This is a genomic window from Rhodococcus sp. NPDC047139 (genome assembly GCF_040643435.1).
Classification (GTDB): Bacteria; Actinomycetota; Actinomycetes; order Mycobacteriales; family Mycobacteriaceae; genus Rhodococcus.
This window is the reverse complement of the sequence record NZ_JBEYUH010000022.1, coordinates 44322-59459: the sequence shown is the minus strand read 5'-3', so window position 1 is coordinate 59459 and position 15138 is coordinate 44322. Positions and strand designations below refer to the sequence as shown.

The following is a 15138-nucleotide window of genomic DNA, read 5'->3' as shown; positions in this document are numbered from 1 at the left end:
TTGGCACTGACATTCATCGGCACACTGTTGAGTTCTCAAAGAACACGCACACACCATCACGTTCCGGACCACTGTCCGACCCGCTCCGGGGCAACCGTTCCAAGCTATCACATCCGAGGTTAGGAGCGCAACTAGTCGCGTCCCTGTCTTCTGTGAGAGCCATTCGATGCGACATCGGACACGCCTGTCACCGAACCTCTCGGTCCGGCGGGCTGTTCGGTGTCGCTCGAACGACGACTAAGTTACGCCGACGCTAATGAGGCGTCAAATCGGCTGGTCAGAGGCCTGCATGCGGTCAGTCGCTCACTACTCGGACACCGGCGAAGTTCCGCTTGCCCCGTCGCAGGACGAGCCAACTGCCGTGCAGGAGCTCTCCGTCCCGAGGAGTCCACTCCTCCGAGGAGATCCGGACGTTGTTGACCGACGCTCCGCCCTCCTTGACGGTCCGACGGGCGGCGCCCTTGCTCTCGCACAGTCCCGATGCGACCAGCAGGTCCACGATCGTGTCGGGTTCGCCGGCGCGGAGCTCCGTCACCGAGGCCTCGGTCAGTGCGGCCGCGAGAGTGGCTTCGTCGAGTTCGCCGAGTTCTCCACGACCGAACAGTGCACGACTCGCCAGCTCCACGGAGGCAGTGTTGTGGGCGCCGTGCACGAGAGTCGTCATCTCGGCGGCGAGTCGCTTCTGCGCCTCACGGGCGTGCGGGCGCTCGACGGTCGCGGTTTCGAGTTCGGCGAGTTCGTCACGGTCGAGGAAGGTGAACCAGCGCAGGTACTTCATCACGTCTGCGTCGGCCGCGTTGACGAAGTACTGGTACCAGGCGTAGGGGCTGGTCATCTCCGGATCGAGCCACAGACTGCCACCGCCGGTGGACTTACCGAACTTCTTCCCGTCGGAGGAGGTCACGAGCGGAACGGTGAGCGCGTGCACGCTCGCGCCGTCGGTCCGCCGGTTGAGTTCGACACCGGCGATGATGTTGCCCCACTGGTCCGAACCGCCGACCTGCAGAGCACATCCGTAATCGCGGCGGAGCTGCACGTAGTCGTTGGCCTGCAGAAGCATGTAGCTGAACTCGGTGTACGAGATGCCGTCGCCTTCCAGGCGCCGCTTCACGGTGTCGCGGGCGAGCATGACGTTCACCGAGAAATGCTTGCCCACGTCCCGCAGGAAGTCGATGGTGGACAGCCCACCCGTCCAGTCCAAGTTGTTCACGACGACGGCTCCCGTCGGAGAGTCGTCGAAATCGACGAACCGCTCGAGCTGTCCACGGATCCGGCCGGCCCATTCGGCGACGGTGTCGGCGGAGTTCATCGTGCGCTCCCCCACGTCCCGCGGGTCACCGATCATGCCGGTCGCGCCACCCGCCAGAACGATGGGCCGGTGGCCGGCCCGCTGGAAGCGTTTGAGGGCGAGGAGCGGAACGAGGTGACCGGCGTGCAGGCTCGGGCCCGTCGGGTCGAAGCCGGCGTAGAGGGTGATCGGACCCTTGTCGAGATCGCGTCGAAGTGCGTCGAGATCGGTCGATTGCGCGATGAGACCGCGCCAGGTCAGTTCGTCGAGAATGTGCTCAGTCACCGTTCGATCATCCCATCACCCTCTGCGGGGGCCGGCCGCGCGTGGGCTGCGACGGTAGGCCGACACTCCGACCGCGCCGGGGATCCACACTCGCCACGGCGTGTCGGCGGCCACACTGATCCCCACCCGCGGGCCGCGCGCGAGCTCGTCCACCAACGGCTCGGCAGGAAGTTCCACACGCACCCTGGCGTCGTCCGCACCTACGTCGATGCCGTTGTCGGCCAGGCTCAGGCCGAGCGCTGCGGCAAGATTCCCCGGCCCCCGGGCGAGGTTGGCGAATGCCGTGCCGGGTGTGCGCCGCGACCTCGCCACCTGTTCTCCGTCGACGATCTCTCCACCCCGCAGCAGCACGGCAGCGGCGACACCGTCGGGACCGAGGGAGACGTTGGCACAGAAGTGCAGGCCGTAACTGCGGTAGACGTACAGGTGGCCCGCAGGACCGAACATCACGGAATTGCGCGGGGTGGGTCCTCGATACGAATGCGCGGCCGGATCCGGCCACGGCCCGTCCTCGGGGCCGCCGTAGGCCTCGACCTCGGTGAGTCGGACGGCGGTCTCCCCCACCCGCACGGTCGCTCCGAGCAGCGCCTCGGCTGCCTCGATGGGAGTGAGTGCCTCGAGATCGGCTCGGACAGATCGGCAGCCGCGTTTCAGTCCGCGGTCCATCCGGCGACACCGCGCGAGGTGAAGTCGTCGTGCTCGGCGTCGGTGACCTCGCGGGCCTCGTCGACGAGGAGTACCGGGATGCCGTTCTCGATCGGATACGCCCGCCGCAGGCGCGGGTTGTACAGGACCGCGTCGTCGACGAGAAGCAACGGCCCCTTGTCCTCGGGACAGGCCAGAATGCTCAGCAACGTGGGATCGACAGCCACGGATGTCCTTTCGAAGGCGGAACCGAACCGGACCCCAGGCTACCGCGCGCCCGCCGGCTATCCTGCCGTGCCCGCCTTCCATGCGGCGGCGACGGCCTTGGTGAATCGCTTGTAGGTTCCGGTGTCCGGATTCAGGTACCAGGTGCGGACCGTCGGGTCGGGCAGTCCCTGTTCGCGGAGCCGATCGGCGGATGGGCGATACGAGGGCCCCAATGGGATGCGGGGAACGACGTGTACGAGATCCGGGCGTTCCTCGGGCGGTATCGCGTCGAATGCCGCGGTGATCTCGGCGGCTGTCGGCGCCCGGTTCTCGCGCAACGTACACGCGGCGACCGCGATGTGGCGGGGGCCGACAGTGAGGCCGTAGGCGACGGCAAGGTCCACACGGGGGATCGATTCGAGCACATCCGCCACGCACTGGGTGAACACCGGTCCGTGGACGGTCTGGATCACGGTTCGGCGGCTGTCGATCAGCCAGTAATCGCCGTCGGCGTCGCGCCGGAACAGGTAGTCGGTGGGCACCCACACGTCGCCGGGTTCGAACACTCCGCGCATCACGCCCACGATCGCCGAGTTGGCCGGGCCCGGCTTGCCCAGCAGCAGTCCGACCTCACCGACCTGTGCCTCTCGCACGAACCCGCGCGCGTCCTCCACGAGTCGGCCCGTTTCTGCGTCGTAGGTCGCGAGCCGCACCTCGGCACTGCCGGGCAGCGGCCGGCCCTTCGAGCCTATTTTGGATCCGGAGACATTCGCGAGTACGACGTTCCCCTCGGTCGAGGCGTAGAACTCGAGGACGCGGGCGGGCGCGAATCGTTCGAGTGTGCGTCGCCACAGCCCCGGAGGCATGCCGGAGCCGATGAACAATCGGATGGGATGAATGGTGTCGATGTGCAGTGAGGGGCTGTCGAGCACCTCGCGCATCATCGACCAGGTGTAGGTGACGACGGTGACGCCGTAGCGATGGACTTCTTCGCTGAAGAGCGAGGGGTCGAGTCCACGTGAGAGAGCGATGCGCGCGCCGCCCGCCAGGGCGCCACCGAAACTTACGAGCAGACCGGACGAATGATGCAGTGGCGCAAGGCAGTACATGGTGTCGCCACGACCGAGCGAGGCCGCGGTGGCCGTACCGAAGGCAGACAGCGCCCATCGATAGTTGGTGACCCGCCGCACCGCGAGGGTCTCTCCGCTGCCGGAGAAGAGCACGAAGGCGAGTTCGCGGGCGAGTCCGGGATCCGGGACGTACCAACCCGGCAACTGCACCGACGCGATGTCGAGTCGTTCGAGGTCGACGACATCCGCGCCGGGTTCGATGTCGAGATCGCGGACGTCTCCACCGCCGAGCACGAGCACGGGCAGTCCGGTCTCGACCGCCGCATCGAGGTTCTCGGGGTCGGCGATGATCTTCTCGACACCGCCGAGCCGGACGGCTTCCGGCACGTCCGGCCCTGGCGGGATCAGTACCGAGACTCCTCCGAGGCGGGAGATCGCCGCGACCGCCGCCATCGCGCTGGGGCGGACGTCCATGAGGACCCCCACATGCATTGCGGGACGGATACCGTTGTCGACGAGCCCGAGCACGATGTTGTCGATACGCCGGTTGACGGCGTCGAAGGTGTAGACGCGGTCCTCGAAGATGAAGCACTCACGCTTCGGCGACTTGCGGCCGATCTCGGCGAGCAGCCCGCCGACGGAGATACGGGTGCGCGATTGGATCTGACCGAGCCGCGCGAGCCGCGGCAGAGCGCGGGCCGCCTCACCGGTGAGGTCGCGTGCGCCGCGGACAGCGCCTACGGCGACTCCGGCGACTCCCCTACCGAAGTCGGTTCCCACATCCGCGAGGGTCGCGACGGTGTGGGTGAGCCGCGAGGCTACCGAGACACCGGTGCCCTCCTTCTCCGGATCGGGCATCACCATCGGCGCGATGCCGACGGGGCGATCCCCGGTGCCCTCGCGCCACTGCACCCATTCGGCGACCGACGGCCACGTCTGCTGACCTGCCAGGCTTCCCACGACCAGCCCGAAATGCCCTGCGCGCAATGTGTATTCGTAGACCTCGGCGCGGGGGGCCGCCTTTCGGATGCCGCGCACGGCGAGCGGTTGCCCGATGTCGTCGACCTCGCCGACGAAAGCGAGGACCGGACAGGTGATCTCGGCGAGGCTCACCGCCCTGTCGTTGATGACGAACCCGCCACTCATCATGCGGTTGTGGGCGATGAACTGGCGCAGCACTTCGGCGACGGCCGGTCCGGACCAGGCCACCCATCCTTCCGTGTCGAGGAACCGACGTTGCGGCTCCCGGGGCAGCAGTGCTTCCCGGTCGTGAAGCTGGAGGAGGAAATCGACGCGTGAGCGAAGCGTCTTGACGGGGTCGAGCAACTGGAAGCCGGTACGCGCCATCCATCCGGTGATCGCGAGCCGGTTGAAGACGTGGTCGGCGAGAAAATCCGCGGAGCGGGTCGCGACGATCTCGGGAATCCCGAAGGGCAGAGCGGCGAGTGTGTCGACCGGGCTGCCGAAGGTGATCAGACTCGCGATGCCACGGCTTCGCCGATAGGCCGCCGCCTGATAGCAGAACATTCCACCCTGCGAGTACCCGCCGAGATGGACGTCGCGGCCGGTATAGGCGCGCACGCAGTCGACGATCTCGTCGAGCGCGAGGAGGTGATCGGTGAGGGTGCGTTTCCAGCCACCCTCCTCCTGATCCGGCGAGCCGAAATCCACGACCCAGGGGTCGAGACCCGCTTCGTGGAGGGTGCCGACAGCGCCGGCGTCCCGGGTGACGTCGTACACCTCGGCGGAGACCATCATCGGCGGTACGAGGATGACCGGAAAACCGGTCGAGGCCGTGTCCGACTCGGGAAAGTACCGGCGGAGCCGGTACATGGGTGTGCGCTCGACGACCTGGTACGGGGAGGACGACGCGCCTGGTTCGAGGCCACCGAAACGCAGGACTTCGAGACCGTTCTGGGCCGTGGCGACCAGGCGTCGCACCGACTCGGTCACTACATCGCTGTCAAGTCCCACGGCCCACTCCCCTTTTCGACGACGTGTCCGCATCGGCCCCCGGCACCTGCGGTTCTACACCGGTACCCGCCGCATGCCGAGAGTATGTGCCAGCCTGCCACACCCTGGGGACCGTCCCGGGCAACTCGAGGTGTACCCGGGACGGGTGGCGTGTCAGCCGCGAACCCAGCCGCGCAACTGCGTCGCCGCTTCGCGAACGCGTCCGAGCTGTTCGGCGACCCGTACGCCGGCGGTGCCGCCGCGCGCATCGCGCGAGGCGATCGATCCTTCGACGGTGAGCACTTCCCGGACCTGCGGGGTCAGTGCGGGATCGACACCGGCCAGGTCGTCGTCCGTGAGGTCCTCGAGACCGACGCCGCGACCTTCCGCGACACGCACGCAGGCACCGGCTGCTTCGTGAGCGACCCGGAACGGCACGCCCTGACGAACCATCCATTCGGCGATGTCGGTGGCGAGGGTGAAGCCGGCGGGAGCGAGTTCGGCCATGCGCTCGGTGTGGAAGGTCAACGTGGAGACGAGGCCCGCGATGGCCGGAAGCAGCAGTTCGAGCTGCGCCACGGAATCGAAGACCGGCTCCTTGTCCTCCTGCAGGTCGCGGTTGTAGGCCAGCGGTTGTGCCTTGAGCGTCGCCAGCAGACCGGTGAGGTTACCGATGAGGCGACCGGCCTTACCGCGGGTGAGTTCGGAGACGTCGGGGTTCTTCTTCTGCGGCATGATCGACGAACCGGTCGACCATTCGTCCGCGAGGGTGACGTAACCGAACTCGGGGGTGCTCCACAGGATGACCTCCTCCGCCATGCGGGAGAGGTCGACGGCGATCTGCGCGAACACGAACGCCGCTTCGGCCGCGAAGTCGCGGGAGCTGGTCGCGTCGATCGAGTTGTCGGCGGCGGAATCGAAGCCGAGATCCGCCGCGATCGCGTCGGGGTCGAGACCGAGCGACGAACCGGCGAGTGCTCCCGATCCGTACGGGGACACCGCTGCCCTCTTGTCGAAGTCGCGCAGCCGATCGACATCGCGCAGCAGCGGATGCGCGTGGGCGAGCAGGTGGTGCGCGAGCAGCACGGGTTGCGCCGCCTGCAGATGCGTCTTGCCCGGCATCACGGCCTCGGGGTGGGCTTCGGCCTGCCCGGCGATCGCGTCGACGACGTCCAGGACACCGTCGGCGATCCGCCGCGCGCTGTCGCGCAGCCACATGCGGAACAGCGTCGCGACCTGGTCGTTGCGGGAGCGGCCCGCGCGGAGTCGACCGCCGACCTCGGGCCCGACCCGCTCGATGAGGCCGCGTTCGAGGGCTCCGTGGACGTCCTCGTCCGACTCGGCGGGACCGAACGCACCCGAGGCCACGTCGGCGGCGAGGCGCTCGAGGCCGTCGAGCATCGTGGCGAGGTCGTCGTCGGTGAGGAGTCCGGCGCGGTGCAGGACCTTGGCGTGGGCCTGCGACGCGCGCACGTCGTACGGGGCGAGTGCCCAGTCGAAGTGTGTGGACTTGCTCAGCGCCGCCATGGCGGCGGCCGGTCCGGACGCGAACCGGCCGCCCCACAGGGCACCTTCGTTGGTGCCGTGAGCAGTCATGGCTACAGGCCCAGATCGCGCTTTGCGGCGACCTTCGAGGACAGGCCGTGGATCTGCACGAAGCCCTTGGCGTTGGACTGGTCGAAGCTGTCGCCCTCGTCGTAGGTGGCGAGGTTGAAGTCGTAGAGCGACTCCGGGCTGCGACGTCCGTTGACGGTGATGTGGCCACCGTGGAGCACCATGCGGATATCGCCGGTGACGCGCTCCTGCGTGTTCTTGATGAAGGCGTCGAGGGCGTTCTTCAGCGGCGAGAACCACAGGCCGTCGTAGACCAGTTCGCTCCAGCGCTCCTCGACGCGCCGCTTGTAGCGGCCGAGTTCGCGCTCGAGGGTGACGTGCTCGAGTTCCTGGTGCGCGGTGATGAGGGCGATGGCGCCGGGGGCCTCGTAGATCTCGCGGCTCTTGATGCCGACGAGGCGGTCCTCGACCATGTCGAGGCGGCCCACGCCCTGGGCTCCGGCGCGCTTGTTGAGTTCCTGGATGGCCTCGAGGACGGTGACGTGCTTGCCGTCGATGGCGACGGGGCGGCCGGCCTCGAAGCTGACGATCAACTCGTCCGGTGCCTGCCAGTGTGCCGTGGGGTCCTCGGTGTAGTCGTAGACGTCCTTGGTGGGGGCGTTCCACAGGTCCTCGAGGAAGCCGGTCTCGACGGCGCGGCCCCAGACGTTCTGGTCGATGGAGAACGGCGAGCGCTTGGTGACGTTGATCGGCAGGCCGTGCTCCTCGGCGAAGGCGATGGCCTTCTCGCGGGTCCAGGCGTAGTCGCGAACCGGGGCAATGACCTGGAGGTCGGGTGCGAGGGCGCCGAAGCCGACCTCGAAGCGCACCTGGTCGTTGCCCTTGCCGGTGCAGCCGTGGGAGACGACGGTGCCGCCGTGCTCGCGGGCGGCCTGGACGATGTGCTTGACGATCAGCGGCCGGCTGATGGCCGAGACGAGCGGGTAGCGATCCATGTAGAGCGCGTTGGCCTGGACGGTGGGCAGGCAGTACTCGTTGGCGAACTCGTCCTTGGCATCGACGACGATCGATTCGACGGCTCCGCAGTCGAGGGCGCGCCGGCGCACGACCTCCATGTCCTCGCCACCTTGGCCGAGGTCGATGGCCACGGCGACGACCTCCTTGCCGGTCTCCTTGCCGATCCAGCTGATGGCGACGGAGGTGTCCAGCCCGCCCGAATAGGCGAGTACGACGCGTTCAGCCATTATCTTTGTGCTCCTTTGTATTTCGACGTGCGTCTATTAGTGGTAGGTCAGGCGAGTGATTCGATTTTCGCGGCCAGTTCGGCTCCCGTCGTCGGTTCGCGGGCGATGACCGCGATGGTGTCGTCGCCGGCGATCGTTCCGACCACCTCGGGTAATGATGCCCGATCGAGTGCGCTGGCCAGATAGTGCGCCGCCCCGGGCGGGGTGCGCAGCACCGCGATGTTGCCGCTCGAGTCCGTCGAGACCAGCAGTTCGCCGAGCAGTCGGGACAGCCGGTCGGTGCCTCCGGTCACTCCGCGGACCGGGCTGCCGTCCTCCGGGACGACGTACACCCCGGCTCCCCCGTCGGCCCCGCGGAGCTTGACGGCACCGAGTTCCTCGAGATCGCGTGACAGGGTGGCGGTGGAGACCTCGATGCCGTCGGCGGCGAGCAGGGTGGCCAGTTCGGTGTGGCTGCGTACCGGGTGGGTGGCGAGCAGCGCGACGATACGGGCCTGCCGCGCGGCGCGCGTCGGTGCGCTCGCCGTGCTGTCCGTGTGGTTCGCCGCGGTGCTCACGGTCAGCTCCGGCCGTGCTCGAGCAGCCACACGAGCAGGGCCTTCTGGGCGTGCAGTCGGTTCTCGGCTTCGTCCCAGACCACCGAGCGCGGTCCGTCGATGACATCCGCCGTGATCTCCTTGCCGCGGTAGGCGGGCAGGCAGTGCAGCACGATCGAATCGGGATCGGACAGGGAGACGAGCTCGTCGTCGAGCTGGAACGGCCGGAAGGGCGCCTCGCGGTCCTTGCCGTCGTCCTCCTGTCCCATCGAGACCCAGGTGTCGGTGACGAGCACGTCGGCTCCGGTGGCGCCGGCGCGCGGGTCGTCGGTGAGGGTGACGCTGCCGCCGGTCTGCTCGGCCCGCGCTCGGGCTGCGGCAACCACCTGTGGGTCGGGGGTGAAGCCCGCGGGCGACGCGACGGTCACGTGCATGCCGGCGGTCACGCCGCCGAGCAGGAGCGAGTGCGCCATGTTGTTGGCGCCGTCCCCGAAGTAGGTCATGCGCAGCCCCGCGGTGTCGCCCTTGTGTTCGCGGACGGTCTGCAGGTCGGCGAGGACCTGGCAGGGGTGGAAGGTGTCGGTGAGCGCGTTGACGACGGGCACGGTCGAGTGCGCGGCGAGCGTCTCGATGCGGTCCTGGCCGTAGGTGCGCCAGACGACCGCTTCGGTGAACCGGGAGAACATCCGCGCGGTGTCCTCGAGCGTCTCGCCCTTGCCGATCTGGGTGGCCCCGGTGTCGACGACGATGGCGTGTCCACCGAGTTGGGCGATGCCGGCATCGAAGGAGAAGCGGGTGCGGGTGGAGGTCTTGTCGAACAGTACGGCGACGCTCAGGGGGCCTTCGAGGGGCCGGCGGGACAGCGGCGCCTTCTTGAGTTCGGCGGCGAGTTCGAGCACCTCGGTCTGTTCGGCCGGGGTGAGGTCGTCGTCGCGCAGGAAGTGGCGGAGCACGGGTCGTCAGTTTCCTTCCCGGTCGGCGGTGTCGAGGATCGTCGGCAACGCGGTCACGAAGCTCTCGGCCTGCTGGTCGGTGAGGATCAGCGGGGGTGCGAGGCGGATGACGTCCGGCGCGGCGGCGTTGACGAGGAATCCGGCTTCGCGGGCGGCGGTTTCGACGGCCGGCGCCTTCGTGGCGGTGAGGACGACGCCGAGGAGCAGTCCGGAGCCGCGCACGTGCGAGACGAGCGGATGTCCGAGTTCTTCGATGCCGGCGGCGAGGGTCTTGCCGACGGCGTTCACGTGATCGAGCAGACCCTGTTCGTCGATGGTGCGCAACACCGCGAGGGCAGCCGCCGCGCACACCGGATTGCCACCGAAGGTGGTGCCGTGCTTGCCGGGCTGGAACAGTTCGGCTGCGGGGCCGGTGGCAAGGACTGCTCCGATGGGCAGGCCACCGCCGAGTCCCTTGGCGAGGGTCATCACGTCGGGGACGATTCCCGCCGCCTGGTGGGCGAAGAAGGTGCCGGTGCGGGCGATGCCGGTCTGCACCTCGTCGAGCACGAGCAGGGCGCCGCGCTCGGTGGTGATGCGACGCGCGCCCGCGAGGTAGCCCTCGGGCGGGACCACGACGCCGGACTCGCCCATGATCGGCTCGAGGAAGACGGCGGCGGTGTTCTCGTCGACGGCGGCGTCGAGGGCGTCGAGGTCACCGTAGGGCACGAATTCGACGCCGGCGGGCATGGGCTCGAAGGGTGCGCGCTTGTCGGGCTGGCCGGTCAGTGCGAGCGCGCCCATGGTGCGGCCGTGGAATGCCTTCTCGCACGCCACGATCTTCGGTCGCCCGGTCAGGCGTGCGATCTTGAATGCCGCTTCGTTCGCCTCGGTGCCGGAGTTGCAGAAGAAGGCTCGGCCCTCGTGCCCGAATCGGTCGAGGAGTTTCTCGGCGAGTTCGAGCACCGGCGGGGAGGCGTACAGATTCGAAACGTGCCCGAGCTGGTTCAGCTGTGCGGTCACGGCCTCGATGATGGCCGGGTGACGGTGGCCGAGACTGTTGACGGCGATGCCGCCGAGCAGGTCGAGATACTGCTTGCCGTCGGCGTCGGTGAGGACGGCGCCGTCGCCTGCGACGAGTGCGATCTTGGGCACGCCGTAGTTGTTCATCAGGGAACCCGCCCAGCGCTGCTGGAGGTCGGACGTGCCGGTCATGCGGGACCTTCCTGGTCGGAGGCCGGCACCACCATGGTGCCGATGCCTTCTTCGGTGAACAGTTCGAGGAGCACGGAGTGCGGTTGGCGGCCGTCGATCACGTGCGCGGTGGGCACTCCGCCGTGCACGGCGCGCAGGCACGCCTCCATCTTGGGGACCATGCCGGAGTCCAGCGAGGGCAGCAGCGCGGCGAGGGAGTCGGCGTCGATCCGCGAGGTGAGCGAGCTGCGGTCGGGCCAGTTCGTGTAGAGCCCTTCGACGTCGGTGAGCACGACGAGTTTCTCGGCGCCGAGCGCTTCGGCGAGAGCCGCCGCCGCGGTGTCGGCGTTGATGTTGTGCACCACGCCGTCCACGTCGGGTGCAATCGTGGAGACCACGGGGATGCGGCCGGCGGCGATGAGGTCGAGTACGGCGGTGGGATCGACGGACGTCACGTCACCGACGAGCCCGATGTCGGTCTCCTCACCGTCGACGACGACCGTGCGGCGGCTGGCGGTGAACAGTCCGGCGTCCTCTCCGGAGGTACCGACGGCGTAGGGACCGTGGCTGTTGATCAGCCCGACGAGTTCGCGGCCGACCTGACCGAAGAGCACCATCCGCACGACGTCCATCACTTCGGGGGTGGTGACGCGGAAACCGCCGCGGAACTCGCCTTGCATGCCGAGTCGCTTCAGCATGGCGTTGATCTGCGGGCCACCGCCGTGGACGACCACGGGGTGGATGCCGACGGTGCGCAGGAAGGCCATGTCGGCGGCGAAGGCGGCCTTGAGGGCGTCGTCGATCATGGCGTTGCCGCCGTACTTGACGACGACGATCTTGTCGCGGAACTTCTGCAGCCACGGCAGCGCCTCGGCGAGCACGAACGCCTTCTGGTGCGAGCTGAGGTCCGCGATCAGCGCGTCGGTCACGTCGTCTCCTGTGCTGGTTCCGGTCACGACGAGTACGCCGAGTTCTCTTCGACGTAGGCGTGCGAGAGATCGGTGGTGCGGATGGACACCTGTGCGTCGCCGATGCCGAGGTCGATGTCGAGGGCGATGTCGGCGGCCGAGAGGTCGACCTCGCGGGCGCCGGGCGCACCGACGCCGTCGACGCACACGGGGTTGCCGTTGAACGACACCGAGATCTTGTCGGGGTCGAGTTCGATCGGGGCGATGCCGATGGCGGCGAGGACACGACCCCAGTTCGGGTCGGAGCCGAACAGAGCGGTCTTGACGAGGCTGTCGCGGGCGACGGTGCGGGCACCGATCAGCGCGTCGGCTTCGCTCGCGGCACCGCGGACGGTGACGGTGACGCGCTTGGTGACACCTTCGGCGTCGGCCATCATCTGGTCGGCGAGGTCGTCGCAGACGGCGAGGACGGCGGCGTTCAGTTCGTCCTGGCTCGGGGCGATCCCGCTGGCGCCGGAGGCGAGGAGCAGCACGGTGTCGTTGGTGGAGGTCGCGCCGTCGACGTCGAGGCGGTCGAAGGTGAGCCGGGTGGCGTGGCGCAGCGCGGTGTCGAGCTGTTCGGCGGTGGCGACGGCGTCGGTGGTGACCACGCACAGCATGGTCGCCAGGGCGGGGGCGAGCATGCCGGCACCCTTGGCCATGCCGCCGACGTTCCACTTGCCGGCGTGATGCAGGGCCGCCTGCTTGGGGACGGTGTCGGTGGTCATGATGGCGTGGGCGGCGTCGGTGCCACCGGAGATACCGCCGGCGAGTTCGTGGACGATCTCTCGCACGCCGGACAGAACCTTGTCCATCGGCAGGCGGTCGCCGATCAGCCCGGTCGAGCACACCGCGACTTCACCGGCGCCGGTCTCGGTGCCCCAGTTGCTGAGCGCGGCGGCGACGGCCTCGGCGGTGGCGTGGGTGTCCTGGAAGCCGCCGGGCCCGGTGCACGCGTTGGCGCCACCGGAGTTGAGGATCACCGCACGCAGCGCGCCGGCGGTGAGGACCTGCTGCGACCACAGGACGGGGGCGGCTTTGACCTTGTTGGTGGTGAAGACACCGGCGGCGGTCAGTTCGGGTCCCTCGTTGACCACGAGGGCGAGGTCCTGCTTGCCGGAGGCCTTGATGCCCGCGGGAATGCCGGCTGCCCGGAATCCGGCGGGAGCGGTCACGCCCTGGCTGCGGATCAGCCGCCCGCCGGCGATCTCGGGGGCGCCGGTGTAGACGTCGTCGGCGTACTTGTTCTCGGTCACGGGGCCACTCCCACGGTGGACAGGCCGGCGGTCTCGGGCAGGCCGAGTGCCAGGTTCATCGATTGCACGGCGGCACCGGCGGTGCCCTTGGTGAGGTTGTCGAGCGCGGCGATGACGACGAGCAGGCCGGCATCGGCATCGACGGTGACGGCGATCTGCACGGCGTTGGAACCGACCACCGCGCCGGTGGCGGGCAGCGCGCCCTCCGGCAGCAGCTGGACGAAGGGTTCGTCGGCGTATGCCTTCTCGTAGACGGCGCGGGCCTCCGCGAGGGTCGCGGTGGTGGGTGCGGTGCAGGTGGCGAGGATGCCGCGCGGCATGGGGGCGAGGACGGGCGTGAAGGACACCCGCACGTCGGTACCGGCGAGCGCGGACAGGTTCTGCCGGATTTCGGGGGTGTGCCGATGGGCCCCGCCGACCCCGTAGGCGCGGACCGAGCCCATGACCTCGGAACCGAGAAGGTCGACCTTCGGGGACTTGCCAGCCCCGGAGGTACCGGAGACGGCCACGATCTGCACGACCGGTTCGACGATGCCGGCGGCGACGGCCGGGGCGAGGGCGAGCGAGGCGGACGTCGGGTAGCAGCCGGGGACCGCGATGCGGGTCGCGCCGACGAGGGCGTCGCGTTTGCCGGGCAGTTCCGGCATACCGTAGGGCCACGTGCCGGCGTGGTCGCTGCCGTACCAGCGCTGCCAGTCGGCGGCGTTCTCGAGCCGGAAGTCGGCGCCGCAGTCGATCACGACCGTGGTGTCGGGCAGCTGTTCGGCGAGGGCGGCGGAGTGGCCGTGCGGGAGGCCGAGGAAGACGACGTCGTGCCCGAGCAGGGTGTCGAGGTCGGTGGCTCCGAGGACACGGTCGGCCAGCGGCAGCAGGTGGGGGTGGAACTCACGCAGCGAGGCGCCGGCGTTGCCGCCGGCGGTGAGCGCGCCGATGACCAGGGATCCGTCCTGACAGGCGGGATGGCCGAGGAGCAGGCGCAGGATCTCGCCGCCCGCGTAGCCGCTGGCGCCGGCTACGGCGACCCGCAGCGGCGACTCGGGGGTGGCGGTGAATGCCGGTGAAATACCCATACGAATGATTATGCACTCTCATGCAAATCGTTTCATCGCGGGTGGCCCCTCCGGCCGTTCACTCCGAACGCAGCGACCGCCGGATCTCCGCGAGCCGATCCGCCGCGGCCGCCTTGCGATCCTCGTACTGCTCGTCGAGGGTCCGGCCGGGGCCGGTCACACGAGCGAGTTCCTCGGCGCCGAGCGCCGTGGCCGAGCGCTGGTCGATCTTCTCACGCACCGAATCGAAGGTCGGCACCCCGTCCGCGGTGTATCCGGTGATCTCCTCGATCGTGGGAGCGCGCACCCCGCCGGCCGGGTTCTCCCCCGGGTCCGGCACCGGCTCCGGCTCGATCGGGGGCACATCGGGGACGTCCGGACCCGGAGGCACGTCCGGCACCGTCGGCGTCTCCGGGCCCGCCGGAGTCACGTCGGGTACAGGTTGCTCCGGTGCATCCGGCCGGTCCGGGCTCGTGGACGAGGGCACGCGGTCGAGCTCATCCTCACTCATATCCTCAGGCTACGTCGCCCGCTGCGTCCTCGGGTATCGGCGCGGAAGTCCGCACCGGTTCAGGGCGTCGGCCTGTCGCCGAACCGCACGGCGCGGTGAGAGCGCACGACCGCAGACACCGCGAGGGCCGTGCCGGCGACGCCGAGGGCCACCGCGAGGACCGCCCCGACCATCCCGTTACCGGTGCCGGGGCCGCCGGCGGAGTTGGCCCCGTGCAGTGCGCCGACGATCACGCTCACCTGCCCGAGTGTCAGAGCGATGCCGACCCACGACCGCGCACCTCGACGGGAACGGGTCAGGGCGAGACCCCCGGCGACGACGGCGACGAACCCCAGCACGGCTGCCGTGGTGGGCACGGCCCGTCCCACGCCGAGTTCGTACGCGGCAGCGGTCGTGTCGGCGGGCCCCGGCACAGTGAATGCGAGCGACGACATGGCGGATCCTTTCGAGCGTTACGACGGCCGGCC

At 69.1% G+C, this 15138-nt stretch carries 14 protein-coding genes; all 14 read right to left on the bottom strand.

Annotation, left to right across the window (positions count from 1 at the left end):
- Positions 1 to 295: 295 nt before the first annotated feature.
- The 14 genes from tyrS to ABZ789_RS21010 all read right to left on the bottom strand — a co-directional run bounded on the left by tyrS (position 296) and on the right by ABZ789_RS21010 (position 15105).
- Positions 296 to 1573, bottom strand: coding sequence for a tyrosine--tRNA ligase (gene tyrS / locus ABZ789_RS21075; protein WP_358428053.1), 1278 nt, complete (start codon positions 1571 to 1573; stop codon positions 296 to 298).
- A gap of 15 nt (positions 1574 to 1588) precedes the next feature.
- On the bottom strand, positions 1589 to 2239 hold the full coding sequence (locus ABZ789_RS21070) for a DNA-3-methyladenine glycosylase (RefSeq protein WP_358428050.1): 651 nt from the start codon (positions 2237 to 2239) through the stop codon (positions 1589 to 1591).
- The gene (locus ABZ789_RS21065) at positions 2224 to 2445 is read right to left on the bottom strand and encodes a Trm112 family protein (RefSeq protein WP_358428047.1); all 222 of its coding nucleotides are present in this window, start codon (positions 2443 to 2445) and stop codon (positions 2224 to 2226) included. Before ABZ789_RS21065 ends, ABZ789_RS21070 begins: the two co-directional genes overlap by 16 nt.
- A 57-nt stretch (positions 2446 to 2502) precedes the next feature.
- Positions 2503 to 5502 (bottom strand): alpha/beta fold hydrolase, encoded by a 3000-nt coding sequence (locus ABZ789_RS21060; protein WP_358428044.1) that lies wholly within the window; start codon positions 5500 to 5502, stop codon positions 2503 to 2505.
- A 120-nt stretch (positions 5503 to 5622) separates the two neighbouring features.
- Positions 5623 to 7044 carry an argininosuccinate lyase gene (gene argH, locus ABZ789_RS21055; protein ID WP_358428041.1) on the bottom strand — a complete coding sequence of 474 codons (1422 nt, stop codon included), beginning with the start codon at positions 7042 to 7044 and terminating at the stop codon, positions 5623 to 5625.
- Positions 7045 to 7046: 2 nt separating this feature from the next.
- Positions 7047 to 8246, bottom strand: coding sequence for an argininosuccinate synthase (locus ABZ789_RS21050; RefSeq protein WP_358428038.1), 1200 nt, complete (start codon positions 8244 to 8246; stop codon positions 7047 to 7049).
- Between the two features lie 47 nt (positions 8247 to 8293).
- Positions 8294 to 8803, bottom strand: a complete 510-nt coding sequence (locus tag ABZ789_RS21045; protein ID WP_358428035.1) for an arginine repressor — start codon at positions 8801 to 8803, stop codon at positions 8294 to 8296.
- Between the two features lie 2 nt (positions 8804 to 8805).
- Positions 8806 to 9735, bottom strand: coding sequence for an ornithine carbamoyltransferase (gene argF, locus ABZ789_RS21040; protein WP_358428032.1), 930 nt, complete (start codon positions 9733 to 9735; stop codon positions 8806 to 8808).
- Between the two features lie 6 nt (positions 9736 to 9741).
- Entirely contained in the window at positions 9742 to 10929 is a 1188-nt protein-coding gene (locus ABZ789_RS21035) for an acetylornithine transaminase (protein WP_358428029.1), read from the bottom strand.
- Entirely contained in the window at positions 10926 to 11864 is a 939-nt protein-coding gene (gene argB, locus ABZ789_RS21030; protein WP_358428026.1) for an acetylglutamate kinase, read from the bottom strand. Before argB ends, ABZ789_RS21035 begins: the two co-directional genes overlap by 4 nt.
- Entirely contained in the window at positions 11861 to 13111 is a 1251-nt protein-coding gene (argJ, locus tag ABZ789_RS21025) for a bifunctional glutamate N-acetyltransferase/amino-acid acetyltransferase ArgJ (protein ID WP_358428023.1), read from the bottom strand. Before argJ ends, argB begins: the two co-directional genes overlap by 4 nt.
- The gene (gene argC / locus ABZ789_RS21020) at positions 13108 to 14181 is read right to left on the bottom strand and encodes an N-acetyl-gamma-glutamyl-phosphate reductase (protein ID WP_358428021.1); all 1074 of its coding nucleotides are present in this window, start codon (positions 14179 to 14181) and stop codon (positions 13108 to 13110) included. The genes argJ and argC overlap by 4 nt, the downstream gene beginning before the upstream one ends.
- Positions 14182 to 14239: 58 nt before the next feature.
- A complete protein-coding gene (locus tag ABZ789_RS21015) occupies positions 14240 to 14671 on the bottom strand; it encodes a hypothetical protein (protein WP_358428018.1) in 432 nt (143 codons plus the stop codon).
- 59 nt (positions 14672 to 14730) lie between these two features.
- Complete coding sequence (locus tag ABZ789_RS21010; protein ID WP_358428015.1) at positions 14731 to 15105, bottom strand: DUF6223 family protein; 375 nt, start codon at positions 15103 to 15105, stop codon at positions 14731 to 14733.
- Positions 15106 to 15138 lie beyond the last annotated feature (33 nt).